This window comes from Gilliamella sp. W8128 (assembly GCF_016100545.1).
In the GTDB taxonomy this organism is placed as follows: domain Bacteria; phylum Pseudomonadota; class Gammaproteobacteria; order Enterobacterales; family Orbaceae; genus Gilliamella; species Gilliamella apis.
Map to the genome: position 1 here is coordinate 36510 of NZ_JACFSE010000008.1, position 24918 is coordinate 61427.

At 34.5% G+C, this 24918-nt stretch carries 21 protein-coding genes, 1 pseudogene and 1 riboswitch; of the genes and pseudogenes, 14 read left to right on the forward strand and 8 right to left on the reverse strand.

All coding sequences use genetic code 11. The features are described from left to right. The first annotated feature begins 8 nt into the window (after positions 1–8). The 3 genes from H3U97_RS09300 (at position 9) to tkt (ending at position 3931) form a co-directional block, all read left to right on the forward strand. Positions 9–245: a FeoC-like transcriptional regulator gene (locus H3U97_RS09300; protein WP_086362236.1), complete on the forward strand. Its 237-nt coding sequence runs from the start codon at positions 9–11 to the stop codon at positions 243–245. Positions 246–856: 611 nt separating this feature from the next. Next, positions 857–1807, forward strand: coding sequence for a transaldolase (tal, locus tag H3U97_RS09305; protein WP_065613207.1), 951 nt, complete (start codon positions 857–859; stop codon positions 1805–1807). Positions 1808–1924: 117 nt separating this feature from the next. After that, the gene (gene tkt, locus H3U97_RS09310; RefSeq protein WP_198198779.1) at positions 1925–3931 is read left to right on the forward strand and encodes a transketolase; all 2007 of its coding nucleotides are present in this window, start codon (positions 1925–1927) and stop codon (positions 3929–3931) included. A 57-nt stretch (positions 3932–3988) separates the two neighbouring features. On the opposite strand, the gene H3U97_RS09315 is transcribed toward tkt, so the two are convergent. The 3 genes from H3U97_RS09315 to H3U97_RS09325 form a co-directional block, all read right to left on the reverse strand. Beyond that, the gene (locus H3U97_RS09315) at positions 3989–5377 is read right to left on the reverse strand and encodes an MATE family efflux transporter (RefSeq protein WP_198198780.1); all 1389 of its coding nucleotides are present in this window, start codon (positions 5375–5377) and stop codon (positions 3989–3991) included. A gap of 9 nt (positions 5378–5386) precedes the next feature. Beyond that, entirely contained in the window at positions 5387–6709 is a 1323-nt protein-coding gene (rimO, locus tag H3U97_RS09320) for a 30S ribosomal protein S12 methylthiotransferase RimO (RefSeq protein WP_198195416.1), read from the reverse strand. A 689-nt stretch (positions 6710–7398) separates the two neighbouring features. Further along, positions 7399–8319, reverse strand: coding sequence for an ABC transporter substrate-binding protein (locus H3U97_RS09325; RefSeq protein WP_198198781.1), 921 nt, complete (start codon positions 8317–8319; stop codon positions 7399–7401). 170 nt (positions 8320–8489) lie between these two features. Here H3U97_RS09325 and H3U97_RS09330 point away from each other — a divergent pair, with 170 nt between their 5' ends. From H3U97_RS09330 to H3U97_RS09340, 3 genes are all read left to right on the forward strand, one after another. Further along, positions 8490–10463: a TonB-dependent receptor domain-containing protein gene (locus tag H3U97_RS09330; protein ID WP_198198782.1), complete on the forward strand. Its 1974-nt coding sequence runs from the start codon at positions 8490–8492 to the stop codon at positions 10461–10463. 149 nt (positions 10464–10612) lie between these two features. Then, entirely contained in the window at positions 10613–10963 is a 351-nt protein-coding gene (locus H3U97_RS09335) for a hypothetical protein (RefSeq protein ID WP_198198783.1), read from the forward strand. Between the two features lie 281 nt (positions 10964–11244). Next, positions 11245–12216 (forward strand): sugar-binding transcriptional regulator, encoded by a 972-nt coding sequence (locus tag H3U97_RS09340; RefSeq protein ID WP_086320520.1) that lies wholly within the window; start codon positions 11245–11247, stop codon positions 12214–12216. 64 nt (positions 12217–12280) lie between these two features. Here the strand turns inward: H3U97_RS09340 and pssA are convergent, their stop codons facing one another. Both pssA and ydiK read right to left on the reverse strand, forming a co-directional pair. Further along, on the reverse strand, positions 12281–13636 hold the full coding sequence (gene pssA / locus H3U97_RS09345; protein ID WP_198198784.1) for a CDP-diacylglycerol--serine O-phosphatidyltransferase: 1356 nt from the start codon (positions 13634–13636) through the stop codon (positions 12281–12283). A 136-nt stretch (positions 13637–13772) separates the two neighbouring features. Then, positions 13773–14825, reverse strand: coding sequence for an AI-2E family transporter YdiK (gene ydiK, locus H3U97_RS09350; protein WP_065579181.1), 1053 nt, complete (start codon positions 14823–14825; stop codon positions 13773–13775). Positions 14826–14929: 104 nt separating this feature from the next. Here ydiK and eco point away from each other — a divergent pair, with 104 nt between their 5' ends. The 6 genes and pseudogenes from eco (at position 14930) to ribB (ending at position 21313) form a co-directional block, all read left to right on the forward strand. Next, complete coding sequence (eco, locus tag H3U97_RS09355) at positions 14930–15424, forward strand: serine protease inhibitor ecotin (protein ID WP_198198785.1); 495 nt, start codon at positions 14930–14932, stop codon at positions 15422–15424. Between the two features lie 312 nt (positions 15425–15736). Further along, positions 15737–16846, forward strand: a complete 1110-nt coding sequence (locus H3U97_RS09360; RefSeq protein ID WP_034902512.1) for an extracellular solute-binding protein — start codon at positions 15737–15739, stop codon at positions 16844–16846. Positions 16847–16947: 101 nt separating this feature from the next. Next, complete coding sequence (potG, locus tag H3U97_RS09365) at positions 16948–18084, forward strand: putrescine ABC transporter ATP-binding subunit PotG (RefSeq protein ID WP_217332017.1); 1137 nt, start codon at positions 16948–16950, stop codon at positions 18082–18084. Positions 18085–18408: 324 nt separating this feature from the next. Continuing rightward, positions 18409–19281 (forward strand): annotated as a pseudogene (potH, locus tag H3U97_RS09370) (putrescine ABC transporter permease PotH); the annotation flags it as partial. 243 nt (positions 19282–19524) lie between these two features. Further along, a complete protein-coding gene (locus tag H3U97_RS09375; RefSeq protein WP_082205211.1) occupies positions 19525–20283 on the forward strand; it encodes an ABC transporter permease subunit in 759 nt (252 codons plus the stop codon). Positions 20284–20389: 106 nt separating this feature from the next. Next, a riboswitch (FMN riboswitch) is annotated at positions 20390–20528 on the forward strand. Between the two features lie 146 nt (positions 20529–20674). Further along, complete coding sequence (gene ribB / locus H3U97_RS09380) at positions 20675–21313, forward strand: 3,4-dihydroxy-2-butanone-4-phosphate synthase (protein ID WP_065613188.1); 639 nt, start codon at positions 20675–20677, stop codon at positions 21311–21313. 42 nt (positions 21314–21355) lie between these two features. On the opposite strand, the gene H3U97_RS09385 is transcribed toward ribB, so the two are convergent. The 3 genes from H3U97_RS09385 to H3U97_RS09395 are packed head-to-tail and all read right to left on the reverse strand — an operon-like array spanning position 21356 to position 23593. Then, positions 21356–22456: a M20 peptidase aminoacylase family protein gene (locus H3U97_RS09385; protein ID WP_065579177.1), complete on the reverse strand. Its 1101-nt coding sequence runs from the start codon at positions 22454–22456 to the stop codon at positions 21356–21358. A 14-nt stretch (positions 22457–22470) separates the two neighbouring features. Next, positions 22471–22944: a YjiG family protein gene (locus H3U97_RS09390; RefSeq protein ID WP_034902524.1), complete on the reverse strand. Its 474-nt coding sequence runs from the start codon at positions 22942–22944 to the stop codon at positions 22471–22473. Further along, complete coding sequence (locus H3U97_RS09395; protein ID WP_198198786.1) at positions 22937–23593, reverse strand: nucleoside recognition domain-containing protein; 657 nt, start codon at positions 23591–23593, stop codon at positions 22937–22939. The genes H3U97_RS09390 and H3U97_RS09395 overlap by 8 nt, the downstream gene beginning before the upstream one ends. Before the next feature lie 616 nt (positions 23594–24209). On the opposite strand from H3U97_RS09395, the gene H3U97_RS09400 reads away from it, so the two are divergent. Both H3U97_RS09400 and H3U97_RS09405 read left to right on the forward strand, forming a co-directional pair. Next, positions 24210–24533: a multidrug efflux SMR transporter gene (locus tag H3U97_RS09400; RefSeq protein ID WP_034902530.1), complete on the forward strand. Its 324-nt coding sequence runs from the start codon at positions 24210–24212 to the stop codon at positions 24531–24533. A gap of 23 nt (positions 24534–24556) precedes the next feature. Continuing rightward, positions 24557–24871, forward strand: a complete 315-nt coding sequence (locus tag H3U97_RS09405) for a multidrug efflux SMR transporter (protein ID WP_034902535.1) — start codon at positions 24557–24559, stop codon at positions 24869–24871. Positions 24872–24918: the final 47 nt, after the last annotated feature.

Here is a 24918-nt window from a genome sequence, read left to right on the forward strand (position 1 = left end):
TGAATAATATGTTAATTACTGCAATTCGTGATTATATTCAGTTACAAGGACGAGCTAATCTGCAAGATGTGGCTCGTCACTTTCGCTTATCTAGTAGCGCAGTTGAACCTATGCTGAATTTTTGGGTTAAAAAAGGGTTAATAAAATTAATTAAACGTGATTTATTAACTTGTGCAGGTAAACAGTGTTCAACGTGTATAAGTTGTAATTTAGACGCTTATGCAAGCTATGTATGGATTGAGTAAAATATCGAATACAATCAATTAATGGTTAAAGTTAATTTGATTGTATCAAAAGTATTAATATCTAACCTTTGATAAATTCTTGCCAAATTATTTTAACTTTTTGCTTTTTTTAGAATTGAATCCACTTCTTTATCGGCTATTAAAAATTAAATTATCTTTTATTTACTATTTTTTTTGCGACTTATGTCACAAAATTAAATTTATTAGTATCTCAAAATTACAAATGATATTAATATGAACTTATGTTCATTTTGGTGTAAATAAGTAAAAACTATAAAACCGATAACAAGTGATAAAAAGATATCCTTGATTTAAATTCGATCAACAAATTGCTAACTACTGGTTTAGATGATTACATAAATATGAAGAGTCAATTTGTTACATTATTTACCTGTTAATTTTTATGTACTAAAAAGTTAGTTAATGGCTATGAAATATCAATGTTTTTCGTTTTTATCGATAGCTTATTTAGATCAAATTGTAGTTTTATCAGTCTTGTTGATTTTTAGCCAAAAAGACCTTAACCGAAACGATGAAACCTTGTCGTTTTATTACTTAATAAATGTTATTATAATTATGTTTAAAAAACATGTAGTAGAGGAAATACAAGTATGAGTCAATTAGATGAATTCAAAAAATTAACTGTTGTGGTTGCTGATACTGGCGATATCGATTCAATCAAACAGTTTTCTCCTGAAGATGCAACAACTAATCCATCGCTTGTTTTAAAAGCTGCTCAACTTCCTCAATATCGTTATTTAATTGATTCTGCTATTGAAACAGCTAAAAAACTAGGTGGTAGCAAAGCCGAGCAATTGGTTAATGCTTGTGACCAAGTAGCGGTAAATATTGGCGCTGAAATTTTAAAATCTATCCCTGGACGAATTTCGACTGAAGTTGATGCAAGATTATCATTTGATACCCAAGCCTGTATTGAAAAAGCTCGTCGAATTGTTGAGCTTTATAAACAAAAAGGCATTGATAAATCAAAAATTCTGATTAAAATCGCTTCTACGTGGGAAGGTATTAAAGCTGCTGAGGTTTTAGAAAAAGAAGGGATTAACTGTAATTTAACTTTATTGTTTTCCTTCGCTCAAGCGCGAGCTTGTGCTGAAATTAATGCCTTTTTAATTTCACCATTTGTTGGTCGTATTTATGATTGGTATCAAGCCAAAAAACCTATAGATCCTTATATTGCTGACCAAGATCCTGGTGTAGTTTCAGTACGTAATATCTATAACTATTATAAACAACATGGTTATAAGACTATTGTCATGGGGGCTAGTTTTAGACAAGTTGATCAAATTTTAGCATTGGCGGGTTGTGATCGTTTAACTATTTCCCCTAATTTATTGTCTGAGATGCAAAAATCAAGTGCCCCAGTAGTGCGTAAATTAGATCCAAATCAAACTTTAGTTGAGCGTCCAGCATTAATGACTGAAGCTGAGTTTAGATGGCAGCATAACAGTGATGCTATGGCTGTTGAAAAATTGGCTGAAGGCATCCGTGCATTTGCTGTCGATCAGGGTAAACTAGAAGATATGATCGGAGCACTACTTTAATTAAAAGAATAGGGGAAATATATTCCCCTTTTTTGTTTTGGTACGAAAGCGTTTTATCTGTCTGCTGTTTGTAGACAATCAATGAATATTTAAAATATATTTTTGGAGAATATTAACATGAATGTAACCACACTATCCCACCGCGAACTAGCCAATGCGATAAGAGCATTAAGCATGGATGGCGTGCAAAAAGCAAAATCAGGCCATCCTGGTGCGCCGATGGGGATGGCCGATATGGCTGAAGTCCTTTGGCGAGGATTTTTGAAACACAATCCTACCAATCCTAATTGGGCTGATCGGGATCGATTTGTATTATCGAATGGTCATGCATCAATGTTAATTTATAGCTTATTACATTTGACTGGTTATAACGTAACCCTTGATGACATAAAAAACTTTCGTCAATTAAATGCTAAAACCGCAGGTCATCCAGAATTTGGTCATCTTCCGGGCATTGAAACAACAACAGGTCCTTTAGGGCAAGGTATTGCCAATGCTGTCGGTATGGCTATTGCTGAAAGAACATTAGCAGCTCAATTTAACAAACCTGCACATACCATAGTTGATCATCATACTTATGTATTTATGGGTGATGGTTGTATGATGGAAGGGGTTTCTCATGAAGTATGTTCATTAGCGGGTACACTTAAATTAGGCAAATTAATTGCTTTTTATGATGATAATGGTATTTCAATTGATGGTGAAATTGAAGGTTGGTTTACCGACGATACCGCTAAACGTTTTGAAGCATATGGTTGGCATGTTATTCGTGGTATTGATGGCCATGATGCTAAGGCATTAGCTGAAGCTATTGAGCAAGCACAGGCTGTAACTGATAAACCATCATTATTAATGTGTAAAACTGTTATTGGTTTTGGTTCTCCAAACAAAGCAGGAAGTCATGATTGTCATGGCGCACCACTTGGTGATGCTGAAATTGAAGCAACGCGTAAAGCTTTAGGTTGGTCATATCCTGCATTTGAAATTCCAAAAGATTATTATGAGGCATGGGATGCAAAAGCTACTGGTAAACAACGTGAAGATGAGTGGAATGCTCGCTTTGATGCATATGCAAAAGCTTACCCAGAATTGGCAAAAGAATTCAAACGTCGTATGAATGGTGATTTACCAAGTAATTGGCAACAGGTTGCTAAAGATTTTGTTAATAAGCTACAAGCAAATCCGGCAACAATTGCTACCCGTAAAGCTTCACAAAATGCCATTGAAGCTTTTGCGCCAGTGTTAACTGAATTTTTAGGTGGTTCAGCTGACTTAGCACCAAGTAATTTAACTATGTGGTCAGGATCTAAAGAGATTTTAGCTAATCCAGATGGTAACTACATTCATTATGGCGTACGTGAGTTTGGTATGTCTGCAATTATGAATGGTATTGCTTTACATGGCGGCTTTATTCCTTATGGTGCAACTTTCTTGATGTTTATGGAGTATGCGCGTAACGCAGTCCGTATGGCTGCTTTAATGAAAATTCGCTCTTTATTTGTCTACACCCATGACTCAATTGGTTTAGGTGAAGATGGTCCAACTCACCAACCCGTTGAACAGATGGCAAGCTTACGTGTTACTCCAAATGTTAGTACTTGGCGTCCTTGTGACCAAGTTGAATCAGCTATTGCTTGGCAATACGCGATTGAACGTAAAGATGGTCCAACTGCGTTAATTTTCTCAAGACAAAATCTTAAACAACAAGAACGCACCGAACAACAATTAGCTAATGTTTATCGTGGTGGCTATATTTTAAATGATTGTAGTGGCACTCCTGAACTGATTTTAATTGCCACTGGTTCTGAAGTCGAACTAGCTGTTGAGGCTTATCATAAACTTACCGAAGCTGGTAAAAAAGTACGTGTTGTTTCAATGCCATCAACCGATGCATTTGATAAACAAGACCAAGCTTATAAAGAATCAGTATTACCATCTTCAGTTACTGCACGAGTCGCTATTGAGGCAGGTATTAGTGACTATTGGTATAAATATGTTGGTCTAAATGGTAAGATTATTGGTATGACAAGCTTTGGTGAGTCAGGTCCAGCAGAACAATTATTTGCTAAATTCGGCTTCACAGTTGAGAACGTTCTAGAACAAGCCAATAGTTTATTAAAATAATAAAGTTATTTTAATAGTAAAAAGCCACCTTATGGTGGCTTTTTTGATCTAATCAAATTATCTAGAAGCTCGTTTTAATATTATTTCTGTTGGTTGTTTTTGTAGATAAACCATTCTGGCAATTAACAGAAAAGCAGCAACAGCAAGCCCTGATATAATCCCTATCCAAAATCCTGCGGCACCAATTGGTTCCATCACTAGATCAGTTAAGCCTAATATGTAACCAACTGGTAAACCAACAACCCAATAAGACAGTAAAGTAATAAAAAAGATGCTCTTAGTATCTTTATAACCACGTAATACATTACTTGCGACTACTTGTAAATAATCTGAAGCTTGATAGATGGCAAGTAAAATAATCAGTTGTAGACAGATGGTTATTACATCGATCTCATGAGTAAATATGGTTATTATTGGTGATCTAAAAATGACCAGAATTAATGCGACGATTACCGCTATCATGAAGGATATCGCTAAACTTATATAAGCAGTTTGCTTGGCTAGAATTGGTTTATTTTTACCCAATAAGTAACCGACACGAATACTGGTCGCCACGCCAAGAGATAATGGAATTGCAAATGTTAAACTACTAATAGTAAAGATAATTTGATGAGCCGCCACAGTTATTTGTCCGAGAGGGGCAATAAGTAAGGCAACTACAGCAAACAAGCTCATTTCAAAAAAGTAAGCAAGAGCTAAAGGTGTTCCTAATACCACTATCTTTTTAATGATGGAAAAATCAACAAGCTTTGTTAATGGCGTTTTACGAATATCACGTTGGCTAGCAGTAGTTAAGGTATATATACGGATTAAACCAAACATTAACCAGAAAATTATTGCTGCAGTAATGCCACAACCGACACCACCAAAAGCAGGTAAGCCTAATTTGCCATAAATTAAAACATAGTTAATTGGAATATTAGCAAGTAAGGCAATGAATATTATTACCATAGCGGGTTTTGTGTTAGATAAACCTTCACATTGATTGCGGTAAACTAAAAATAGTAGAAATGCTGGTACTCCCCACATAATTGCACGTAAAAATGAAACGGCAACTTCAATCATGTCTGGATCAATCGGATTCTCTGCAGAACTTCTTAAGCTAATTATTTTATTTGAATGATATAAAATTAACATTATGAACACAGATAAAATTAATGCAATCACCACACCTTGCCGTGTATGATCGGCAACTTGCTCACGTTTAGCTGCACCATTTAAGTTTGATATAATGGGAGTTAATACAGTCAATAGACCTTGACCAAATAATACTGTGGGTAACCAAATTGATACCGCTATAGCAACACCTGATAAGGCTGTTTTACTGTAATTTCCAGCCATAATTGTATCAACAAACGTTATTGCTGTTTGTGATATTTGAGCAATCATGACAGGGATAGCTAAGGTAATTAAATTTTTAATTTCATTTCGATAATGTAAGTTCATTGATTATATTTACTGTTGTACAGTTCCCCATAAATCGTATTCATCTGAATGTTCAATATTGACCTTAACAATATCGCCAACTTTAACCGTTTTTTCTTCATTTAGATAGACTACACCATCTATTTCCGGTGCATCAGCCATACTTCGTCCAATTGCACCTTCATCATCCACTTCATCGATAAGCACGGATAATGTTTTACCAATTTTGTTTTGTAGCTTACGGGTTGAAATTGTTTGTTGCAATTGCATAAACCGATGGAATCGTTCTTGTTTTATATGCTCCGGTATTTGATTGGCTAATTGATTAGCCGCAGCGCCTTCTACTGGACTATAAGGGAAACAACCGACACGATCTAATTGTGCTTGAGATAGAAAATCGAGTAGTAATTCAAAATCTTGTTCAGTTTCGCCTGGATAACCGACAATAAAAGTTGAACGCAGAGTGATTTCTGGACAAATATCTCGCCACTTATGAATTCTTTCAAGTGTTCTTTCAATGGTTCCCGGTCGTTTCATTGATTTTAATACAGTAGGGCTAGCATGTTGTAATGGTACATCCAAATAAGGTAAGATTTTGCCATCCGCCATTAAAGGAATTAAATTATCCACACTAGGGTAAGGATACATATAATGTAGTCGTACCCAAATACCAAGACTAGATAATTGTTCACAAAGGGTATGAATATCGGTCTTTAACGGCATACCATTCCAAAAATTGGTCCGGTTTTTTATATCAATACCATAAGCTGATGTATCTTGGGCAATAACCAATAATTCTTTCACCCCACCATCAACCAAACGTTTTGCTTCATCAAGCACATTACCGATTGGTCGACTGATCATTTCCCCACGTAATGAAGGAATAATACAGAATGAACAACTATGGTTGCAGCCTTCCGAGATTTTCAAATAAGCATAATGTTTTGGTGTTAGTTTTACCCCTTGTTCGGGTACTAAACTAGTAAATGGATTATAGGTAGGTTTAGGTGCATATTTATTGACATGCTCAAGTACAGCCTCATAACTGTGTGGTCCTGATATTTCAAGCACTTTAGGATGTACATCACGAATTTGATCTTCTTTAGCGCCAAGACAACCAGTCACAATGACTTTTCCATTTTCATTTAGCGCTTCGCCAATGGCTTCTAATGATTCTTGTACCGCGCTATCAATAAAGCCACAGGTGTTAACAATAACTAAATCTGCATTATCGTAGCTAGGTACAACTTGATAACCCTGAGTACGTAATTCAGTTAAAATTCGCTCAGAGTCAACTAAATTTTTAGGACAACCAAGGCTCACAAATCCGATAGTAGGGGATGATGTATTCATAATATTTATAGTAATTTAAAATTTATTGAGGTATTTATCGAGAATTTAAAAATTTGCCAATTTAGATTATGACAACAGGCGAGCATTTTAACATATTTAACTTGAACCAAATAAAAATTTTTAGCGTAGTTATCATCTATAAAAATATAATTTCTTATGGCATGTATGTAACATGCTATTTATTGCAAATAATTTGAAGTTTATATTTTAATTATTTGTAATAGGTAATATCGATAAACCTTATTCGACGGATCACTAATATTAATACCCTTTGCATCTATTTTTTTCCTTTCAACAGAGCTAATAATTTATATAAAGTAAAATTAGGTAATGTTATAGGAGGGTTAGGTAATTCATATATGGTCAAATCATTTTTTTCAATTATTTCTTTTGCTTTATATTTTGAAACAATGTCCGATATTGATGCACCCCATGTTAAACCTAGCGGAGCATCACGTTCATGCGTGAATCATAAAAGGAAATAATACTGCAATTAACAATAGTTTTTTTCTTAATGTTTATTCTCCTTACATTCAATTGGCGTGTAATAGTAAACAATAAAAAACACTTATCAATCATTTGATGGGGGGAATATTCTGAGGAAGGACAAGGTAAAATTGTTAATTAAAAAGCCCTTATAGTGATAAGGGCTTTTGTGAAAGGAAGTTAATTTATTATAAAAAATCAATTTATTTTAATACATTAATTACTTCATCGATTTGACGATCTAAACTTTCAGCACCGCCACCAGATAAATACCAAAGGTCTGGTGTTAAATAAATAACTTCAGTTTTACTTTTTGCTAATACTTTTGTATTGAAGAAATCATTTTTCATCGCAGACTGGCCAATTGCTTTACTACGGTCTACAACATAAATAATATCTGGTTTAACTTTACTGATGTAACTATTATCAATAAAGGTTGGTTTTGGTTTACCAATAGCGTTGGTCGGTTGTGGTGCTAATGGTACCGCACGTTTTACATGTAATACATCGTGAATTAATGCGGCACTTGAGCTTGCATTGATAAGGATCATTTTACCGTCATTATGAATAGCAACAATTGCTTTTTTATTACTTGCTTGAGCAACTAATTGAGCATTGCTTATTTTAGCATCTAATGATTGAATTAGATTGTTAGCTGTTTTTTCAGTACCAGTAATACTTGCTAATACATTGATATGATTTTTGGTCGATTCAAGGTAGTTTTTGGCATCAACGCTTAAATTAATTACTGGAGCGATTTTAGTGAATTCTTCCGTATGCCTTGCTTGTCGGCCGTCAATGATAATTAATTGAGGTTTAGCTTGTTTGATTGCATCAATATTTGGTTCTTTCATATTACCTGTATCAGTAATAGTCGTATTTTTATATTGTTGAAGATAAGCCGGAAGTACAGAAAGCGGTGTTGCTGTTACAATTGATCCTTTACCTAAAGCATCTAATGTATCTAAGGCTCCATAATTCATCACAACAACTTTATTTGGTGATTTAGGCACAACAACTGATTGTTTATTATCTGGATTTACTGTAATTGACGATTGACAACCAGTCAAACCTAACATTAACGCTGCTAAGCTACTTAATAATAGTTTTTTCTTAGTATTCATAATTAGTTCCTATGTGTATGATGCAAATGATAACTATTATTGTTTAAAGGATTATGATTGTCTAGTAATAAATAATTTTTCGTAAGGATATTGATAATTATTCTCATATAGTATATTGTTACTCGCGGGTTGCTTTGCAAAATATCAATATAATTAATAGGGTTATAACAATGAATACGAAGTTTAAGTTGGCTACACATGTCTTAAATACAAGTATTTTATTATCATTATCAGGTTTAGCGATGGCGGCTGATGATAAAAATACTGATACTATGGTGGTGACAGCATCAGGATTTTCTCAACAAATTAAGGACGCTCCAGCAACAATTTCGGTGATCACGCCGGAAGAAATTAGCAAAAAACCTTATCGTGATGTCACCGATGCTCTGAAAGACATTCCTGGTGTCACAATAACTGGTGGCGGCGATTCGACCGATATTAGTATTCGTGGTATGGATGCCAAATATACCTTATTATTAATTGATGGTAAAAAAGTTAGTACGCGTGAAACTAGACCAAATAGTGATAATTCTGGTTTCGAACAAGGCTGGTTACCTCCGCTAACTGCTATTGAACGTATTGAAGTTGTTCGTGGACCTATGTCTTCTTTATATGGTTCAGATGCTATGGGTGGGGTAGTCAATATCATTACTAAAAAAGTGTCCAACAAATGGCACAGTGGTTTACGAGTTGAATCAGTTATGCCTTATCGCTCTGATGAGAAAAATACCTATGTAGGTAGTTTTTCAACGACTGGACCAATTATTGACGATATTCTCGGTATTCAATTATATGGCCAATACACAAATCGTCATGAAGATGAGTTTTTAAATGGTCATTCTGGACAGAAATTACGCAGCTTGAATGGTAAATTATCACTTAATGCTACTGATAACCAAAAATTTGATCTTGATTTTGGTCGTTCGTTACAAAATAGTACTTCAATCAGAGGTAAAACAAGAGAAAAATCAAGAGATAATGATTATAAGCGTGATAATGCTAGAAATTCTTTTGCGCTAACTCATAATGGTTTATTTGATGAACTATCGACGACTTCGTTTATTGCTTATGAAGAAAACAATAATCCAGAAAGAAAAATGAAAATTCGTAATACCGATGTAGATTCTCGAGTGACGATTCCTTTTAGTATTAATATGCTAACGATAGGGGGTAAATATAATTACCAAGAGCTTCATGATAAAGGTAATGAACTTACTAGTGATATTACTAAAATTGATCGCTGGAATTATGCATTGTTTGCGGAAGATGAAATAAGTATTTTCGATAACTGGAGCATAACAGCTGGTTTACGTTATAACAAAGATGAAAACTATGGTAGCAACTGGAATCCAAGAGTCTATAGTGTCTGGAATATTGATGATAATTTTACCCTGAAAGGCGGTTACTCAACCGGTTATGCAACGCCAAAATTGCGTCAAGTTGTTTCAGACTGGGGACAAGTAACAGGTGGGGGATATTGGGACGGTGTAGTTGTTGGTAATCCTGATTTAAAACCTGAAAAATCAGATAATTTTGAAATTGGTCTAGGATATAACAATGATTACGGTATTGATGCTTCTGCAACAGCTTTTTATACTAAATACAAAGATAAGATTCAATCTTACTCTATTTGTGATAATAAAAATATCAAAGAGAAAACATGTTCTTATAAAAACTTTAGTAAAAAATTTCATTTTATTCAGGGTTTAGAAAATGTTGATAAAGCAGATCTTAAAGGTTTAGAACTATCATTTAAAACACCATTGTTTACTGATTTCTTGCTAAGTTCTAACTATTCTTGGACTAAAACAGAACAAAAAACTGGTAAAAATAAAGGTAAACCTTTAAATCGTACTCCTAAGCAAAAATTCAATACCCAGCTTGATTGGAATTTAACCCAACAATTGGATTTATGGACTAAAGTTGCTTATTACGGAGTGGAATCGACCACGAATCGTAGTGGTAAAAAAATTGAATATCCTAGTTATACCTTCTGGGATGTGGGTACATCTTTCCAAATAAATCAAAATGCTAAGATTTATGGCGGTGTTTATAACTTGTTTGACAAAGAAGTGACGAATGATGACTTCGGTAAAACCTTAGAAGGTCGTCGCTATTTTGTTGGTACTGAAATTAATTTCTAATTAGTGTTCATCATCAAAAAATGTAATTATAAATATTGAGTGGTTGTTAATACAGCCACTTTTTTATTTAATTAATAAACTATATATTAACATTTTAATTTATTAGTTATGATTGAGAATTACTTCACAAAAGGATTTTAAATAAGCATATGCCGAAATATGTCTATACGATTCTACTAGTTCTTGTATCTCTGCTAACCAGTTTGCCAGTATATGCTGTTATTGTATTTTCTCGAATTAACTATGAAGATGGTTTCGACCCGTATGCAGCTATACATGCAGTAGTTTCGCTTTTTGTTTTATGGCAAGTGTTTAAAATATGGTCAACATGGAAGGTTAAGCAATGGGAAAAAAAAGAACAGCAACAGAAGCTGCAAAAGAAAGCTGAAAGAGATCGATTATTTGCTGAGTCAAGAGCAAGAATGCGCTTAAAAAAACAATTAACTAAACAAAAATCCCGGAAGAAAAAAATTACGGAAGAAAAAACTCCAGAAAAATAATATCATTTCTTAATTGGTATTTAATCTATTCAGCTAATTTTTTTCATGATTAAAAATTTGAGGAAAGGGGTTTTTTAGCTTAATATAAATTGAAATTTCTTCATAATTATCATAAATAACCAATCATTTATATTTATTCCATTCTTATCAAACTTAATAAAAAATCATATTTTATCTTATTGAATTATTTATTGGTCTTAATCCATGGCATGCTAGACGATTTTGTAATATATTATCTATCATAGCGCAAGAAGTTACTACAGTGTTGAAAGGCAAACTTGATGGTTGTATTTGAAGATAAACAAGAGTCGGAATTACTTACAGAAATTGCAGTTGCATACTATGAGTATGAACAAACTCAAGAAGAAATCGCTCAGCGATTTGGTCTTTCACGCATTAAAGTTGGTCGTTTGCTAAAAAAAGCTAGAGCAGAAGGAATCGTTGAAATAAGTGTTAAATATCATCCGATATTTAGTTCTCGTATTGAACAGCAATTTGTTAACCATTTTGGTATCAAACGAGCTTTAATTGCTTTAGATCATCAAGACGAAGAAGAACAACGTAGACAAGTTGCTGCTCTGGTATCGAATTATCTGTCTAGTACTTTAAAAAATGGTATGACTGTTGCTGTGGGACAAGGGCGTAATGTCGCTGCTATTGCCAGCCATGTTGGTGTGTTTCCTGAAAAACAGTGTAAATTTATTTGTGGTATCGGTGGTACTCAGCGTGTCGGGGAAATTATTGATGCTGACCATATTAGTCGAAGTTTAGCCAGAAAATTTAGTGCAACTAGTGAGACTTTATACGCACCAGCTTATGTAGAAAACAGTGAACTTAAACGTGCATTTATCCAAAATCGAGTTATTAAAGATACATTAGAAAGAGCGGCTAAAGCTGATATTGCTTTAGTAGGCATTGGTGATATGAATGAAAACTGTTATATGGTGCAGTTGGGCTGGTTTACTCCGCAAGAAGTCACTTACGCAACTTTAAACCAAGGTGTGATTGGTGATATTGCTGGATATGGTTTTTTTGATATCAATGGTAATCCGGTCGATACAACCATGAATGATCGAGTGATTGGTTTAAGTATTGAAGAATTACGTAATATTCCATGTGTTATTGCTATTGCTTCGGAAAATACTAAAGCAACCGCAATTTTAGGTGCACTACGGTCGGGCGTAATTGATATCATTGCGACAAGTGCTTCAAATGCCAGAACTATATTAAGTTTACAACAAAACAAAATCTAATTTAGCCAATAAGCTATTTGTAAACACATTACAAATAGCCTTGATTAATCTAGATCAAATTTAATTATAATAATCGTTTAATAATTCTATCCACTCTGATGCGGCTTAAACGTTTAATTAATTTATGTACCTGTTTTGGATAGAATTGGCTAGCTTGAATTTGTTGGAAATGGGTGACTAGTGCTGTTTTTTCACGAATAGTTGTGAGTTCTTGTTTAATCTGTTGTTGTAATTCATGTTTAGGATCATGAACAAGTATGGCATTTTCCAGATCTAAACGCCAAGCTCTTGGATTAAGATTATTACCTGTAATCATCATCCACTCATCATCTACCCAAATCCCTTTTAAGTGATAGGTTTGATCAGCATCTTTCCATAATCGAATGATTAACTGTTCCTTATCAATATAATTTTGTAGCCGTTCAACAAAACGTCTTAAGTTTATTTCATACAAATAAGGTAATCCACCTGAGATATTAAAAGGTTGGTCTTCAGGAATATAAAAGTCATTAGCTACTTTATCACCAATAATGATTTCAACTTGTTTACCTTTTCTTAATAGACGAATGATGTCACGCACTAATATATTAGGTAAGTTAAAATAAGGTGTACAAAATGTGATTTTTTGTTCAGTCGTGTTTATTAGATGGTGAATAATTTTATTCAGTTGATTATTTCGGCCAAGACCAACAATTGGTGCTACGGATAAAGTTTCGTTATCACTATTTCCCGTATATTGATAATTAACATCCATAAGATGTTGGCGTAATTGTTTAATTTCTGACTTAATTTGTTTACGTGTTTTATGTTCACTAACATCTAACCGTTGAACGCCATCAAGTGGCAGAAAATTATCATTAACATAATTCACCATTGTATCCGCTAAAACTCTATTAGTGATAAAGTGATATCGATCATAACGGTATTTATCAAGTTTATATAAATAAACATTATTAATGCTAGCACCACTATAGATTACAGTGTCATCAATTATGAATCCTTTTAAGTGTAATACACCTAAAACTTCTCGACGATTAACTGGCACACCATAAACCGGAATATCAACAGATGGATGTTTTTGTTTCAAATCATAATAGTAACGCGCATTCGTTTTGGTTTTATCTTCACCAATTCGACCCCGTTGAGCACGATGCCAATCAACAAAAATTTTGATGTCTAAGTTTGGTTGGTGGGTTTTAGCTTGATAAAGCGCATCAAGAATCTCGCGACCAGCTTCATCTTGTTCTAAATAAAGGGCAACAATATAGATACGCTGTTGAGCTTTTTTAATCTGTTCAAGCAACGCAACTCTATAAGATTTAGGATCGTAAACAATTTGATATTGTTCAGCTTTCTGTTGAAGCTTGGCTAATTCGTTTAAATGTTTTTGATGATTATATTTTATAAAGGGTATTCGCATGTTCTAAATATCATTAAAACTGACACAAAGTGTAGAATACCACAATTTATGTCAGAAAATAATACTCCTATTATTTAGGGGTAACCTATAATTTAATTGATCGGTTAACTAACTCTATTATATACCTAAATATGTTCTAAGCTTGTTCATTAACCCATTGTTGAATAATTTTATAGCTTAAGGCTAAGACTACTGGGCCGATGAATAAACCCATAATTCCGAAGGCTAGAATTCCGCCAATTACCCCAAATAAGATAAGTAAGAAGGGGAGATCGGCGCCTTTCTTTATCAAATATGCTCGCATTACACTATCAAGGGTGGTCAAAATGATAGCCACAACAATTAAAACTATGCCTGATATAATATGCCCATCCCAAAATTGCCAGATGATACAACCTAACATGACAATAACAGGTCCAATTTGAGCAACGCAACAGATAAATAATATTAACGTTAAAATGCCTGGAAATGGCATTTTGGTAAAGATAAAACTCATTCCGCCAATTAATGCCAGTGTGATGGCTGTAACAACTACACCTAATGCTACCGCTCGTATTGATTGACCCGCTAAGGTAACTGTTGTAGTGCCATATTGTTTAGATAAACGATTCGCCAAAACATAAACATATTTAGTGATACTTTCTCCCTTAAGAAACAGTAATAAACTAAAAATGATCATGACACCGGCATGGAAAATAAAAACTCCAATATTGGTTACTTGCTCTAAAAGCCAACCAATCATGATGCCAATATAAGGTTGAATATCGGATATTAATTGTGAACCATCTGTTTTGATAAGCTCAAGCCATTTTTGGTGAACTTCTTCGCCAAACATAGGAATATTGACCAACCAATCGAGGGTAGGTAATTCTCTATGCGATAACGTTCTAACCCATTCGACCAGATAATGACCATTTTGAGCAACACTACTAATTATTAAGATAAAAGGAATAACACAGACAAAGGCTAAAATTATCGCCATGACTAATAAAGATAACCAACGTTTATTAAAGAGTTTTTTTTGGATTTTGATCATTAATGGCCAAGTTGCAATAACTACCATTACCGCCCAAAAAAAGCCAAATAAAAATACTTCGACTACTCGATAAGTTAAAACAATTAGTAAGCCTATCAAAAGTAAATTAAGAATTAATTTTAATAAATCATCAGTTTTTTTTTCTGCTGGCATTTTTATCTCATATTCATTAATCTAGATAATGTTATTATACGCATTATGTTCTAAAAAGCATACGTTGACGTATTAAGTTAGACAATTTTATTGGAGAAATAATAATGAAAAAATTAGTGTTATTAGCATTGATGAGTGTGGCATTATCTGCTTGCGCAAATACGCAAAAAGCCCCGCAAGAGGTTCAAAAACTAAATGAAATTGCTCCATATCCTGATGCAAAAGCCGGTTCTACTCGTTATGTTATTCATTTACCAAACTTAAAAGATGAAGTTAACGCTAAAGTAGAAATATTAATTGGTAAAGAGATGAATGTTGATTGCAATACTCAAAGTTTAGGTGGAGTTGTTAAAGAACAAGAGCTTAAAGGTTGGGGATATTCTTACTATGTTGTTGAAGAAGCTAAAGGTAGCATTTCTACAATGATGGCTTGCCCTGAAGGCGCTAACGAAAATAAATTTGTTTCTATCAACCATAAGTTAGGTTTATTAAATTATAACAGCCGATTACCATTAGTATTCTATGTTCCAAACGATTTAACAGTTAAATATCGTGTATGGCAACCAGAAGCAAAAATTTTGCAAGCTAGCGCCGAATAAAAAAAGTAAATTAATTGTTAATAGCTCGCTAATAAAGGGTTGATTGATTAAAATCTAGTCACTCAGCCCACAATCTTAGAATATTTGACTTTTTAAGTGGACATCTGAAAAAAAAAAGGTATTTTATCCCTCGTAATGCAAGGTTAGCTCTACATGTTCATTAATTATATTAATGATTTGTGATTGCCTGATTACCTCGGTTTCACCATATTATTTAATGAGTAATAATGGTAAAATTTGGGGGTCCGTTGTATTTAACAATGGGCTTGTGTCTAACATGTAATATCCCTAACTAGAGGAGAAGTGGTGAGCATGTTTACTCAACGTAAAACAATTCTTTCAATCATCGCTGGTGTATCACTAGCACTATCTCAATCTGCTATAGCAAAAGACCGTGTCGTGCATTTTTATAATTGGGCAGGTCAAATTGGTAATAGCACAATCACTGATTTTGAAAAATCAACTGGTATCAAACTAGTTTATGATGTGTATGATTCCAATGAAGCGCTTGAAGGTAAATTAATGGCCGGTCATTCTGGTTTTGATGTGGTTTCACCTTCAGATAGTTTTTTAGCTAGACAGATTAAAGCTGATATTTATCTACCGTTAGATAAAAGTAAATTGCCTAATTGGAAAAATCTTGATCCTAATTTAATGAAATTAATGGCTAACCATGATCCAGATAATAAGTATGCAATCCCATATGTATGGATGACTACTGGTATTGGTTATAACATTGATAAAGTTAAAGAACGTCTTGGAGAGGATGCTCCTGTTGACAGTTGGGATTTAGTTTTCAAACCTGAAAATATGGAAAAACTTAAAGATTGTGGTGTGGCATTCTTAGATGCTCCAACTGAAATCTTAGCAAGTGCTCTTCAATATTTAGGTAAAGATCCAAATAGTACTGATGCAAAAGATTATACTGGCGCAGCTTACGAATTGTTGGAAAAAGTAAGACCAAATATCCGTTATTTCCATTCATCTCAATATATTACTGATTTAGCTAATGGTGATATTTGTGTGATTTTAGGTTGGTCAGGTGATATTTTACAATCCCGTGATAGAGCTAACGAAGCTAAAAATGGTGTGCATGTTGGATATCAAATTCCGAAAGAAGGTGCATTAGTATTCTTTGATACTTTTGCTATTCCAAAAGATTCTGCAAATCCTGATGAGGCTCATGAGTTTTTGAACTTTGTTATGAAACCTGAAATTGCAGCTCAAGTTACTAATGATGTTAATTTCGCTAGCGCTAATAAAGTTGCAAATGATCAGTTTGTTAAGCCAGAAGTGAAAAATGATCCAGCGGTTTATCCAAAACCAGAAGTGATGGAAAAATTATTCACTTTAACGGTAAAAGAACCGAAACTTGAACGTGTGATCACTCGCACATGGACAAAATTAAAAACGGGTAAATAGCCGTTTGAAAATGTCAATTAATTGACTTATACATTCTAGACGGGGAGATTTAAAATCTTTCCGTCTCGTTTTTTTTGGCTTGTTGTTATGAGGAAAAAAGTGTGAACGATAAAACAACAAATCAGGTACAGCCTAAAAAAAAGATGATAACTCCATTATTGGAGATCAAAAATTTAACCAAAGTTTTTAATGATGATTATTATGCCGTTGATGATGTCAATTTAACCATTTATACCGGAGAGATTTTTGCCTTATTAGGAGCTTCTGGTAGTGGTAAATCAACATTATTGCGGATGCTTGCCGGTTTTGAACAACCGACTTCTGGACAAATTATTTTAGATGGGAAAGATTTATCACAAGTACCACCTTATAATCGTCCGATTAATATGATGTTTCAATCGTATGCTCTTTTTCCTCACATGACGGTTGAGCAAAATATTGCCTTTGGATTAAAACAAGATAAATTAGATAAAAATGAAATTAAACATCGTGTTGAAGAGATGTTGGCGCTTGTGCATATGGAACAGTTTGGCAAACGTAAACCTCATCAACTTTCAGGTGGTCAAAGACAACGCGTTGCTTTAGCTCGAAGTTTAGCTAAAAGACCAAAATTACTATTATTAGATGAACCAATGGGCGCATTGGACAAGCAACTTCGTGACCGAATGCAACTTGAAGTGGTTAGCATCTTAGAAAAAGTTGGTGCAACCTGCGTAATGGTTACCCATGATCAAGAAGAAGCCATGACTATGGCTGGGCGTATTGCGATTATGAACAAAGGCCAATTTGTGCAAATAGGTGAGCCTGAAGAAATCTATGAACATCCAAATAGCCGTTATAGTGCAGAATTTATTGGTTCTGTAAATGTTTTTGACGGTATTTTACAAGAGACCTTAGAAGATGGATTAATTATCAGTTGTCCGATGATTAAACACCCATTAAAAGTCGATTACGATTCACCGGCGGTTGAAGGTGTGCCAATTCAAGTCGCATTACGACCGGAAAAAATTAAACTTTGTGATGAAATTCCAGCCGATGGTTACAACGTTGCCACGGGTGAAGTAGTTGAAATTGCCTATTTAGGCGATCTGTCGATTTATCACGTTAAATTACAAAGTGGACAAATTATTATTGCTCAACTACAAAACGAACATCGTTATCGTAAAGGAATGCCAACTTGGGGGGATATTGTCAACTTAAGTTGGGAAATTGATAGCTGTGTTGTGCTGACCGAATAAACACAAGAGGACAAATTGATGCGATCCATTTTATGGGGTTTGTTGTTAAATGCCTTAGTGTTACTTGGTGTTTATGTACGTTTTGTAACCATCAATGCATTTGACAATCTGTTTTTAGATGCGTTATTTACGTCAATGGTATTAAGTTTATTAGTATCATGTGTTGGCGCATATTTGGCACATTATAAACCATCTAAATTTGCTTATCGGTTGATTATAGCCGGCAGTATTTTATATATACCTGCTGGATTAGGTTTAGTGGCGATCTATTATGCTTATCGTAAGTTGCGACTACAACGTGATGATTCTGATTTGATGACACTCTATGGCCGTCTATTAGTCATCGCTATTCCATATTGTTGGATGTTGTTGCTATTTTTATTACCGTTTTTAATTGTATTTCGAATCAGTTTTTCCGAAGTAGCGATAGCTGTGCCACCTTATACTGAACTGTTTAGCTATGAAGATGGCTTAGTTAATATTGTTTTAAATTTGGGTAATTATTTTAATCTACTTGAAGATACAATCTACCTAGATTCTTATTTACAATCATTAAAAGTTGCAGCAATTTCAACGTTGTTATGTATTTTAATTGGTTACCCATTAGCATGGGCTATTTCGCAATGTAAACCATCAACCAGAAATATTTTATTACTATTAATCATATTGCCATCATGGACTTCGTTTCTAATTCGGGTTTATGCTTGGATTGGGATTTTAAATCCAAATGGTCTATTAAATAATTTCTTAATGTGGTTAGGGGTTATAGATCAGCCATTAATCATAATGAAAACTTACTTAGCTGTTTATATCGGTATTGTCTATTCTTATTTACCATTTGTGGTATTACCAATTTATACCTCATTAAGTAAAGTAGACACAACGCTGATTGAAGCGGCGTTAGATCTTGGTTGTAAACCAATTAAAACCTTCTTCAAAATTATTGTACCGCTAACCAAAAATGGCGTTATCGCCGGAGGCATGTTGGTATTTATTCCTGCAGTAGGTGAATATGTTATTCCTGAATTATTAGGTCCTTCTGATGGTCTAATGATTGGTACCCAATTATGGGCTGAATTCTTTAATAATCACGATTGGCCAGCTGCATCAGCAGTGGCAACAGTGATGTTATTGATATTAATTGTACCTATCTACTACTTTAATAAGTTCCAGAACCGAGAAATGGGAGGTAAATAAATGAATAATTTACCATTAGTCATGCGCTCAGCATTGATTGTTTTTATTGCTGCATTATTCGGTTCAATAGTGTTATCGGTTTTGATCTCTGCATCAGGATTTGCGCTATTAGGTAGTGCTAGCTTGTATGTCGGATGCTTGCTATTTAGCCTTATCTTAACAACTATTGTAACAATTGCGTTGTTAGTGAGATGTTTAAAAGGATTAATTCTATTAGTAGTTTTTTCCTTTTTATATATCCCTATGGTCATTTTAATTGTTTATTCGTTCAATAGTTCAAGGCTGGTAACGGTATGGGCAGAATTTTCAACCAAATGGTATGTTGAGTTAATACATAATGACACTTTACTCAAAGCAGTAGGATTGAGTTTGACTATCGCGGCAGGTGCAGCCTCATTAGCGATTGTACTGGGTACTTTAGCTGCTTTTACTCTCATTCGGTTTAGACGATTCCGTGGCTCTAACCTGTTCTCGTTTATGACTACGGCACCGTTAGTTATGCCTGATGTCATTACTGGTTTAGCCTTATTACTGCTATTTGTCGGAATGGGACAAGCGCTCGGTTGGCCAAAAGAACGCGGTGCATTAACTATTTGGATGGCGCATGCAACATTCTGTACTGCATATGTGACAGTTGTTATCAGTGCCAGATTGCGAGAGTTAGACAAGTCAATCGAAGAAGCGGCTTTAGATCTTGGTGCGAATCCATTGAAGGTATTTTTCATAATTACTTTACCAATGATTGCACCAGCGCTGGTTTCTGGTTGGTTATTGGCATTTACTCTATCACTTGATGATGTGGTTATTGCTAATTTTGTTACCGGACCGGGTGCAATGACATTACCGAAACTAGTATTTTCTAAGGTTCGTTTAGGTGTCGATCCACAAGTTAATGCCTTAGCAACAATTATTTTACTAATTGTTGGTATTATCGGTTTTATGTCATGGCTTTGGATGCGTCGCGCCGAAAAACGACATTTAAGAGAAATTCGCATGCGTTAATCTGATTATTAATTATTGCCGCTTTTGCGGCAATTTTTTTATCCTTATAAAATATACGTGTTTTTTTAGCCGTTTTATATTATAGTGTGCGCAGTCAGGTTACTGACAAAATTCTCAGGGCGGGGCGCAATTCCCCACCGGTGGTATAGCCCACGAGCGCTTAGTAAAATCCTATTTTATTAAGGACAGCAGATTTGGTGAGATTCCAAAGCCGACAGTTAAAGTCTGGATGAAAGAGAGTAGCTTATCTTTTCTATATTTGCGCTATAGCAAAATCACTATGGTCAAGCACTTGCCCTGATTCTGGTATTTAATATATTTATCACTTAGTAACTTTATAATAATTAAGGATAAATATAATTAGTTTAATAAAACAGGATAGGTATCTACCATGAATCAGTTTAATTTAAATGAATTTGGCACATCAATCGAACGAGTAAACAAAGCAATTGCTTCAATCAAAGCTGGATCTGGGGTGTTAGTTTTGGATGATGAAGATCGTGAAAACGAAGGTGACATTATCTGGGCAGCGCAAACTATTACCACTCAGCAAATGGCATTAACTATTCGTCATGGCAGCGGTATAGTTTGTTTATGTATGCCACAATCTTATTGTGATAAATTAGGATTGCCGATGATGGTGGCAAATAATACTAGTAAAAATCACACTGCTTTTACTATTTCTATCGAAGCGGCAAAAGGCGTTACGACAGGAGTATCAGCAGCTGATAGAGTAACGACTATCAAAGCAGCGGTAGCAGATGATGCAAAACCAACAGATTTAAATCATCCTGGTCATGTTTTCCCACTAGTTGCCAAAGAGGGTGGTGTATTAAATCGTCGAGGGCACACTGAGGCGTCGGTTGATTTAGTAACATTAGCTGGATTTAAACCTGCAGCAGTAATTTGTGAAATAACTAATGATGATGGATCAATGGCAAGAGCGCCACAAGTTGTTGCGTTTGCAAAACAGCATCAGCTACCGGTAGTCACCATTGAAGATATAGTGGCTTATCGTAAATTATTATAATGTTTTTAATAATCCGCCGAAGTAATCGGCGGATTTTTTTGTTTAACCTAAAACCTTCAAAGCACAAGTTTTAGTAATTTTTACACCATTTTCTAATGCTGATGTATCAAAAGTCATATCAGGATGATGTAAACCTGGTGTTAAATCGACACCTAAGCCCCAAAAACCAGATTTTACATCTCTTTCGCGTGGATAATTGAAGAAATCTTCGCCACCAGGTGTGAAAATAGGATCTTTCAATCCCTCTTTTCCGAGTACATCGGTAATAGATTCAGCGATGATTTTAGTTACTTCATCATCTATTTCCGCAGCAGGGATTTCTTTCGATACTTTGATATCAGCTTTAGCACCGATAGATGCCACACTTAATTCAATCGCTTTAAGCGTTTTGGCTTTTAATTCATCCATAGCAGGGTTGGTTGGTGCGCGTAAATCCCAACAAACATAAGCCTCAGAAGGAATAGCATTTGTTACACCGGCATCACATATACAACGTGTTGCTTTGACGCTATATGTTAAACTAGGAGCTAAATGAATGGTATTCACGGCTTGAATCGCCATAGTTGCCGCATCTAAAGCGTTAACGCCTAAATGAGGTCTTGCCCCATGAGCTGGTATACCATGAATATTGACTTCAACTGTGGTTGAAGCCGAATAGAACATAGCGGCTGATGCAAAGCCTTTAGGGCATTCTTCTTTAGGGCGAACATGTAAACCGATGATCATATCAACATCATCAATTGCACCGCCTTCAATCATAGCCAATGCACCAGAACCTAACTCTTCAGCTGGTTGAAAAATCAATTTTAGTTTACCTTTTTTGATATTTCCTTCTTTAATAAGCTCTTGTGCTGCAGTCAATAACATCGATGAATGGCCATCGTGACCACAAGTGTGTCTGGCGCAATGTTGGCCATCAATTATGTGTCCTAAGGCATCCATATCCGCACGTAATGCCAGTACAGGACCTGATTTTCCACTATCATATTCTGCAACAATACCCGTAGTATTATTTATATTACGGGTTACTTTGTAGCCAGCTTCTTCTAGTTTACTTGCTATATAGTTTGATGTTTTAACTTCTTCAAATCCTAGCTCAGGAATTTGATGCAAATAGTGGTAGTGTTCGAGTACGTTCGACATAGATATCTCCTTTATCACACAATAAATCGCATAATGATCATAGCTATTAACGCATTAACAATACTATTAACCATTAATAGTGGCCAATATTTTTTAGGCACATCGGCAACACCAAGTAGACGGCCCATATATTGTAATTGTGAGCCCATTAAGAAAATAGCTGGTGCTAATATAGTGATATCAGTACCAGTGAGAATAGCACCACTAATTAAATTTACTGCAACCCCCGTTCCAGCCGAGGCTGATAACCAAGCTGTCAATAAAACGGTAATCGCTTCACCTGGTAAGCCAAATAGCCCCATAACCGGGGCAAATGCTTCACCAATTAATTGCATTAGGCCAAGTCTTTTTAGGATTTCGGTAATAACAAATGCCATAATGATATTTGGCATTAAATTATTAATGGCAATATTAAAGCCCTTACGAGCACCAATGACAAAAATGTCTAATGGATTGTTAGTCTGTTTTTGATTGCTTGAATTACTCATTGATAAAATCCTTTTTATAAAATGAATTTAACACAAGGCGGACTAAAATTGCACCGACAAATTTCAATACAATCATAATGACAAGTGGCGTAAATATTGCGACAGACATCGAAGCGAATAGTGCTGAACCAATCGAAAAATAGTTATTTATTAACCCGGCTCCAGAATATTGCCATGCGCTAATGATGATCAGATCTTTTTTAGTGATCTGCTTCTCATCATATAATTCCTTGGTTAATACCGCGCCAGCATCAGTACTTTGTAAGTCAGTAATTAATGCTAAACCTGTTTTACCCGGGACACCTAAGATAGGTTTAAGTAATGGTGTTAATAATTTGTGAGCAGCACGGATGGTACCATAATGGGTAAAGATTTCTAATACGCCTAATGCAAGCATAACGGTTGGGATTAATGACAGAGCGAAAATAAAGCCGGCTCTGGCGCTAACTCCACCCTCTCCAACGAAGGTATTTTTCTCTGGATGGAGCATTGTGCCAAACTTACCACTTAAACTGGTAAAATCAAATGCCCCCAACCAAGCTTTTCCATCTACATTATAAAATAGTCCGGAAAAGAACAGTATGGCCACAATAAGTGACACATAAGCCTTTATGCCGACTTTAAATTCATCGTCCGATTTTTTTGACATTGTCTATTCCTTTTAATTTATCTGACTTATTCTTTGATAAAAGTATTAAATAAGTTGTATTTAAAGTACTTAAATTATTTTGCTTTCGAAAAGAATTAAAGCACTAAGCGAAGTATTCTATATTGATTTAATTGAAAAAAAACCCCTTTCCTCAAAATATTTTATAAATTAATTTATATTAGTATATCCAATGAGAATTGATAATTTAATTAGTAACAAACTATCAAAATTAAGATTTGCAAATGTAGTTATTGTTATTTTTGGTTTTAATTAATAATAACAAGAACGGTGAGATAAAGATTTCAAGATGCTTTATGATTAATAAGAAAGTTATTTAAAAGCATTGAATTATCAATAATTATAGGCTTGCCATTTTTTTTCCATCGTTATAAAATTATCAATATAGGCTAAAAAAGATAACGAAATATTGTAAAAACTATTTCAATAGTTATCCTATAATTTATATAAGGTAGAATTGTTTTTCTGCATAAGCATCATAATCTTTAGGTGGCAAACATTCCTGTTTGCGAACCATCATTTGTTTTCATTAAGCACATTAATGAAAAGACATTACTAAGCAATAGAAAATTGAAGATAATAAATTAACGAGGTCGTTATGAACAGCAGGAATAAAGAGTGGGCATTTGTTGTTCTCACCTGCTTTTTTGAATTGTGTTGGGTATTTGGTTTCACTACAGCAAGTCAGTGGTGGCATTGGGTTATTATCATTCTGGTGATCATTGTTGATTTTACCTTTTTAACAAGTGCATGTAAGACTATTCCTACGGGGACCGTATATGCAATATTTTCTGGTGTTGGTGCGATTGGTTCACTAGTTATAGATATGGTCTTGTTTGGTAAAGAAATCAAACCAATTGAAATATTTTTTGTTGCATTAATTATTATTGGCGTTGTGCAACTTAAACGAGCAGATAGCTAATTAACTGAAATTTGGATTATGATATGGGATGGTTATTTATTTTAACTGCTGCAATATTTGAAGTTATTGGTGCTATAGGCCTTAAGCTTTATTCACAACAAAAAAATTTATTCCGATTGACACTATATTGGGGCGGTTTTTTTGTTTCGTTTTCATTATTTTATTTTTCATTAAAGTATCTGGATTTAAGTATAGTTTATCCAGTATGGGTAGGACTAGGTACTTCAGGTGCTGTATTAGCTAATATGTTTATTTTCAAAGAACCGAAAAATTTTACTCGAATATTTGGTCTTACTGTAATTGTTATTGGTATTATAGGTTTGCATTTCACGATGTGATAAAAATTAATTTATTTTTTTAAATCAAGTTGTTATGTCATTTTTAT

Bases quoted from the DNA above. Each gene is read 5' to 3' on its own strand.
- H3U97_RS09325 (WP_198198781.1), bottom strand. From the start codon at position 8,319: ATGAATACTAAGAAAAAACTATTATTAAGTAGCTTAGCAGCGTTAATG.
- H3U97_RS09315 (WP_198198780.1), bottom strand. From the start codon at position 5,377: ATGAACTTACATTATCGAAATGAAATTAAAAATTTAATTACCTTAGCT.
- H3U97_RS09340 (WP_086320520.1), top strand. From the start codon at position 11,245: ATGGTTGTATTTGAAGATAAACAAGAGTCGGAATTACTTACAGAAATT.
- pssA (WP_198198784.1), bottom strand. From the start codon at position 13,636: ATGCGAATACCCTTTATAAAATATAATCATCAAAAACATTTAAACGAA.
- H3U97_RS09330 (WP_198198782.1), top strand. From the start codon at position 8,490: ATGAATACGAAGTTTAAGTTGGCTACACATGTCTTAAATACAAGTATT.
- H3U97_RS09375 (WP_082205211.1), top strand. From the start codon at position 19,525: ATGGTCATTTTAATTGTTTATTCGTTCAATAGTTCAAGGCTGGTAACG.
- H3U97_RS09395 (WP_198198786.1), bottom strand. From the start codon at position 23,593: ATGTCAAAAAAATCGGACGATGAATTTAAAGTCGGCATAAAGGCTTAT.
- H3U97_RS09360 (WP_034902512.1), top strand. From the start codon at position 15,737: ATGTTTACTCAACGTAAAACAATTCTTTCAATCATCGCTGGTGTATCA.
- eco (WP_198198785.1), top strand. From the start codon at position 14,930: ATGAAAAAATTAGTGTTATTAGCATTGATGAGTGTGGCATTATCTGCT.
- H3U97_RS09385 (WP_065579177.1), bottom strand. From the start codon at position 22,456: ATGTCGAACGTACTCGAACACTACCACTATTTGCATCAAATTCCTGAG.
- tkt (WP_198198779.1), top strand. From the start codon at position 1,925: ATGAATGTAACCACACTATCCCACCGCGAACTAGCCAATGCGATAAGA.
- ydiK (WP_065579181.1), bottom strand. From the start codon at position 14,825: ATGCCAGCAGAAAAAAAAACTGATGATTTATTAAAATTAATTCTTAAT.
- tal (WP_065613207.1), top strand. From the start codon at position 857: ATGAGTCAATTAGATGAATTCAAAAAATTAACTGTTGTGGTTGCTGAT.
- H3U97_RS09390 (WP_034902524.1), bottom strand. From the start codon at position 22,944: ATGAGTAATTCAAGCAATCAAAAACAGACTAACAATCCATTAGACATT.
- ribB (WP_065613188.1), top strand. From the start codon at position 20,675: ATGAATCAGTTTAATTTAAATGAATTTGGCACATCAATCGAACGAGTA.
- H3U97_RS09335 (WP_198198783.1), top strand. From the start codon at position 10,613: ATGCCGAAATATGTCTATACGATTCTACTAGTTCTTGTATCTCTGCTA.
- rimO (WP_198195416.1), bottom strand. From the start codon at position 6,709: ATGAATACATCATCCCCTACTATCGGATTTGTGAGCCTTGGTTGTCCT.
- H3U97_RS09405 (WP_034902535.1), top strand. From the start codon at position 24,557: ATGGGATGGTTATTTATTTTAACTGCTGCAATATTTGAAGTTATTGGT.
- H3U97_RS09300 (WP_086362236.1), top strand. From the start codon at position 9: ATGTTAATTACTGCAATTCGTGATTATATTCAGTTACAAGGACGAGCT.
- H3U97_RS09400 (WP_034902530.1), top strand. From the start codon at position 24,210: ATGAACAGCAGGAATAAAGAGTGGGCATTTGTTGTTCTCACCTGCTTT.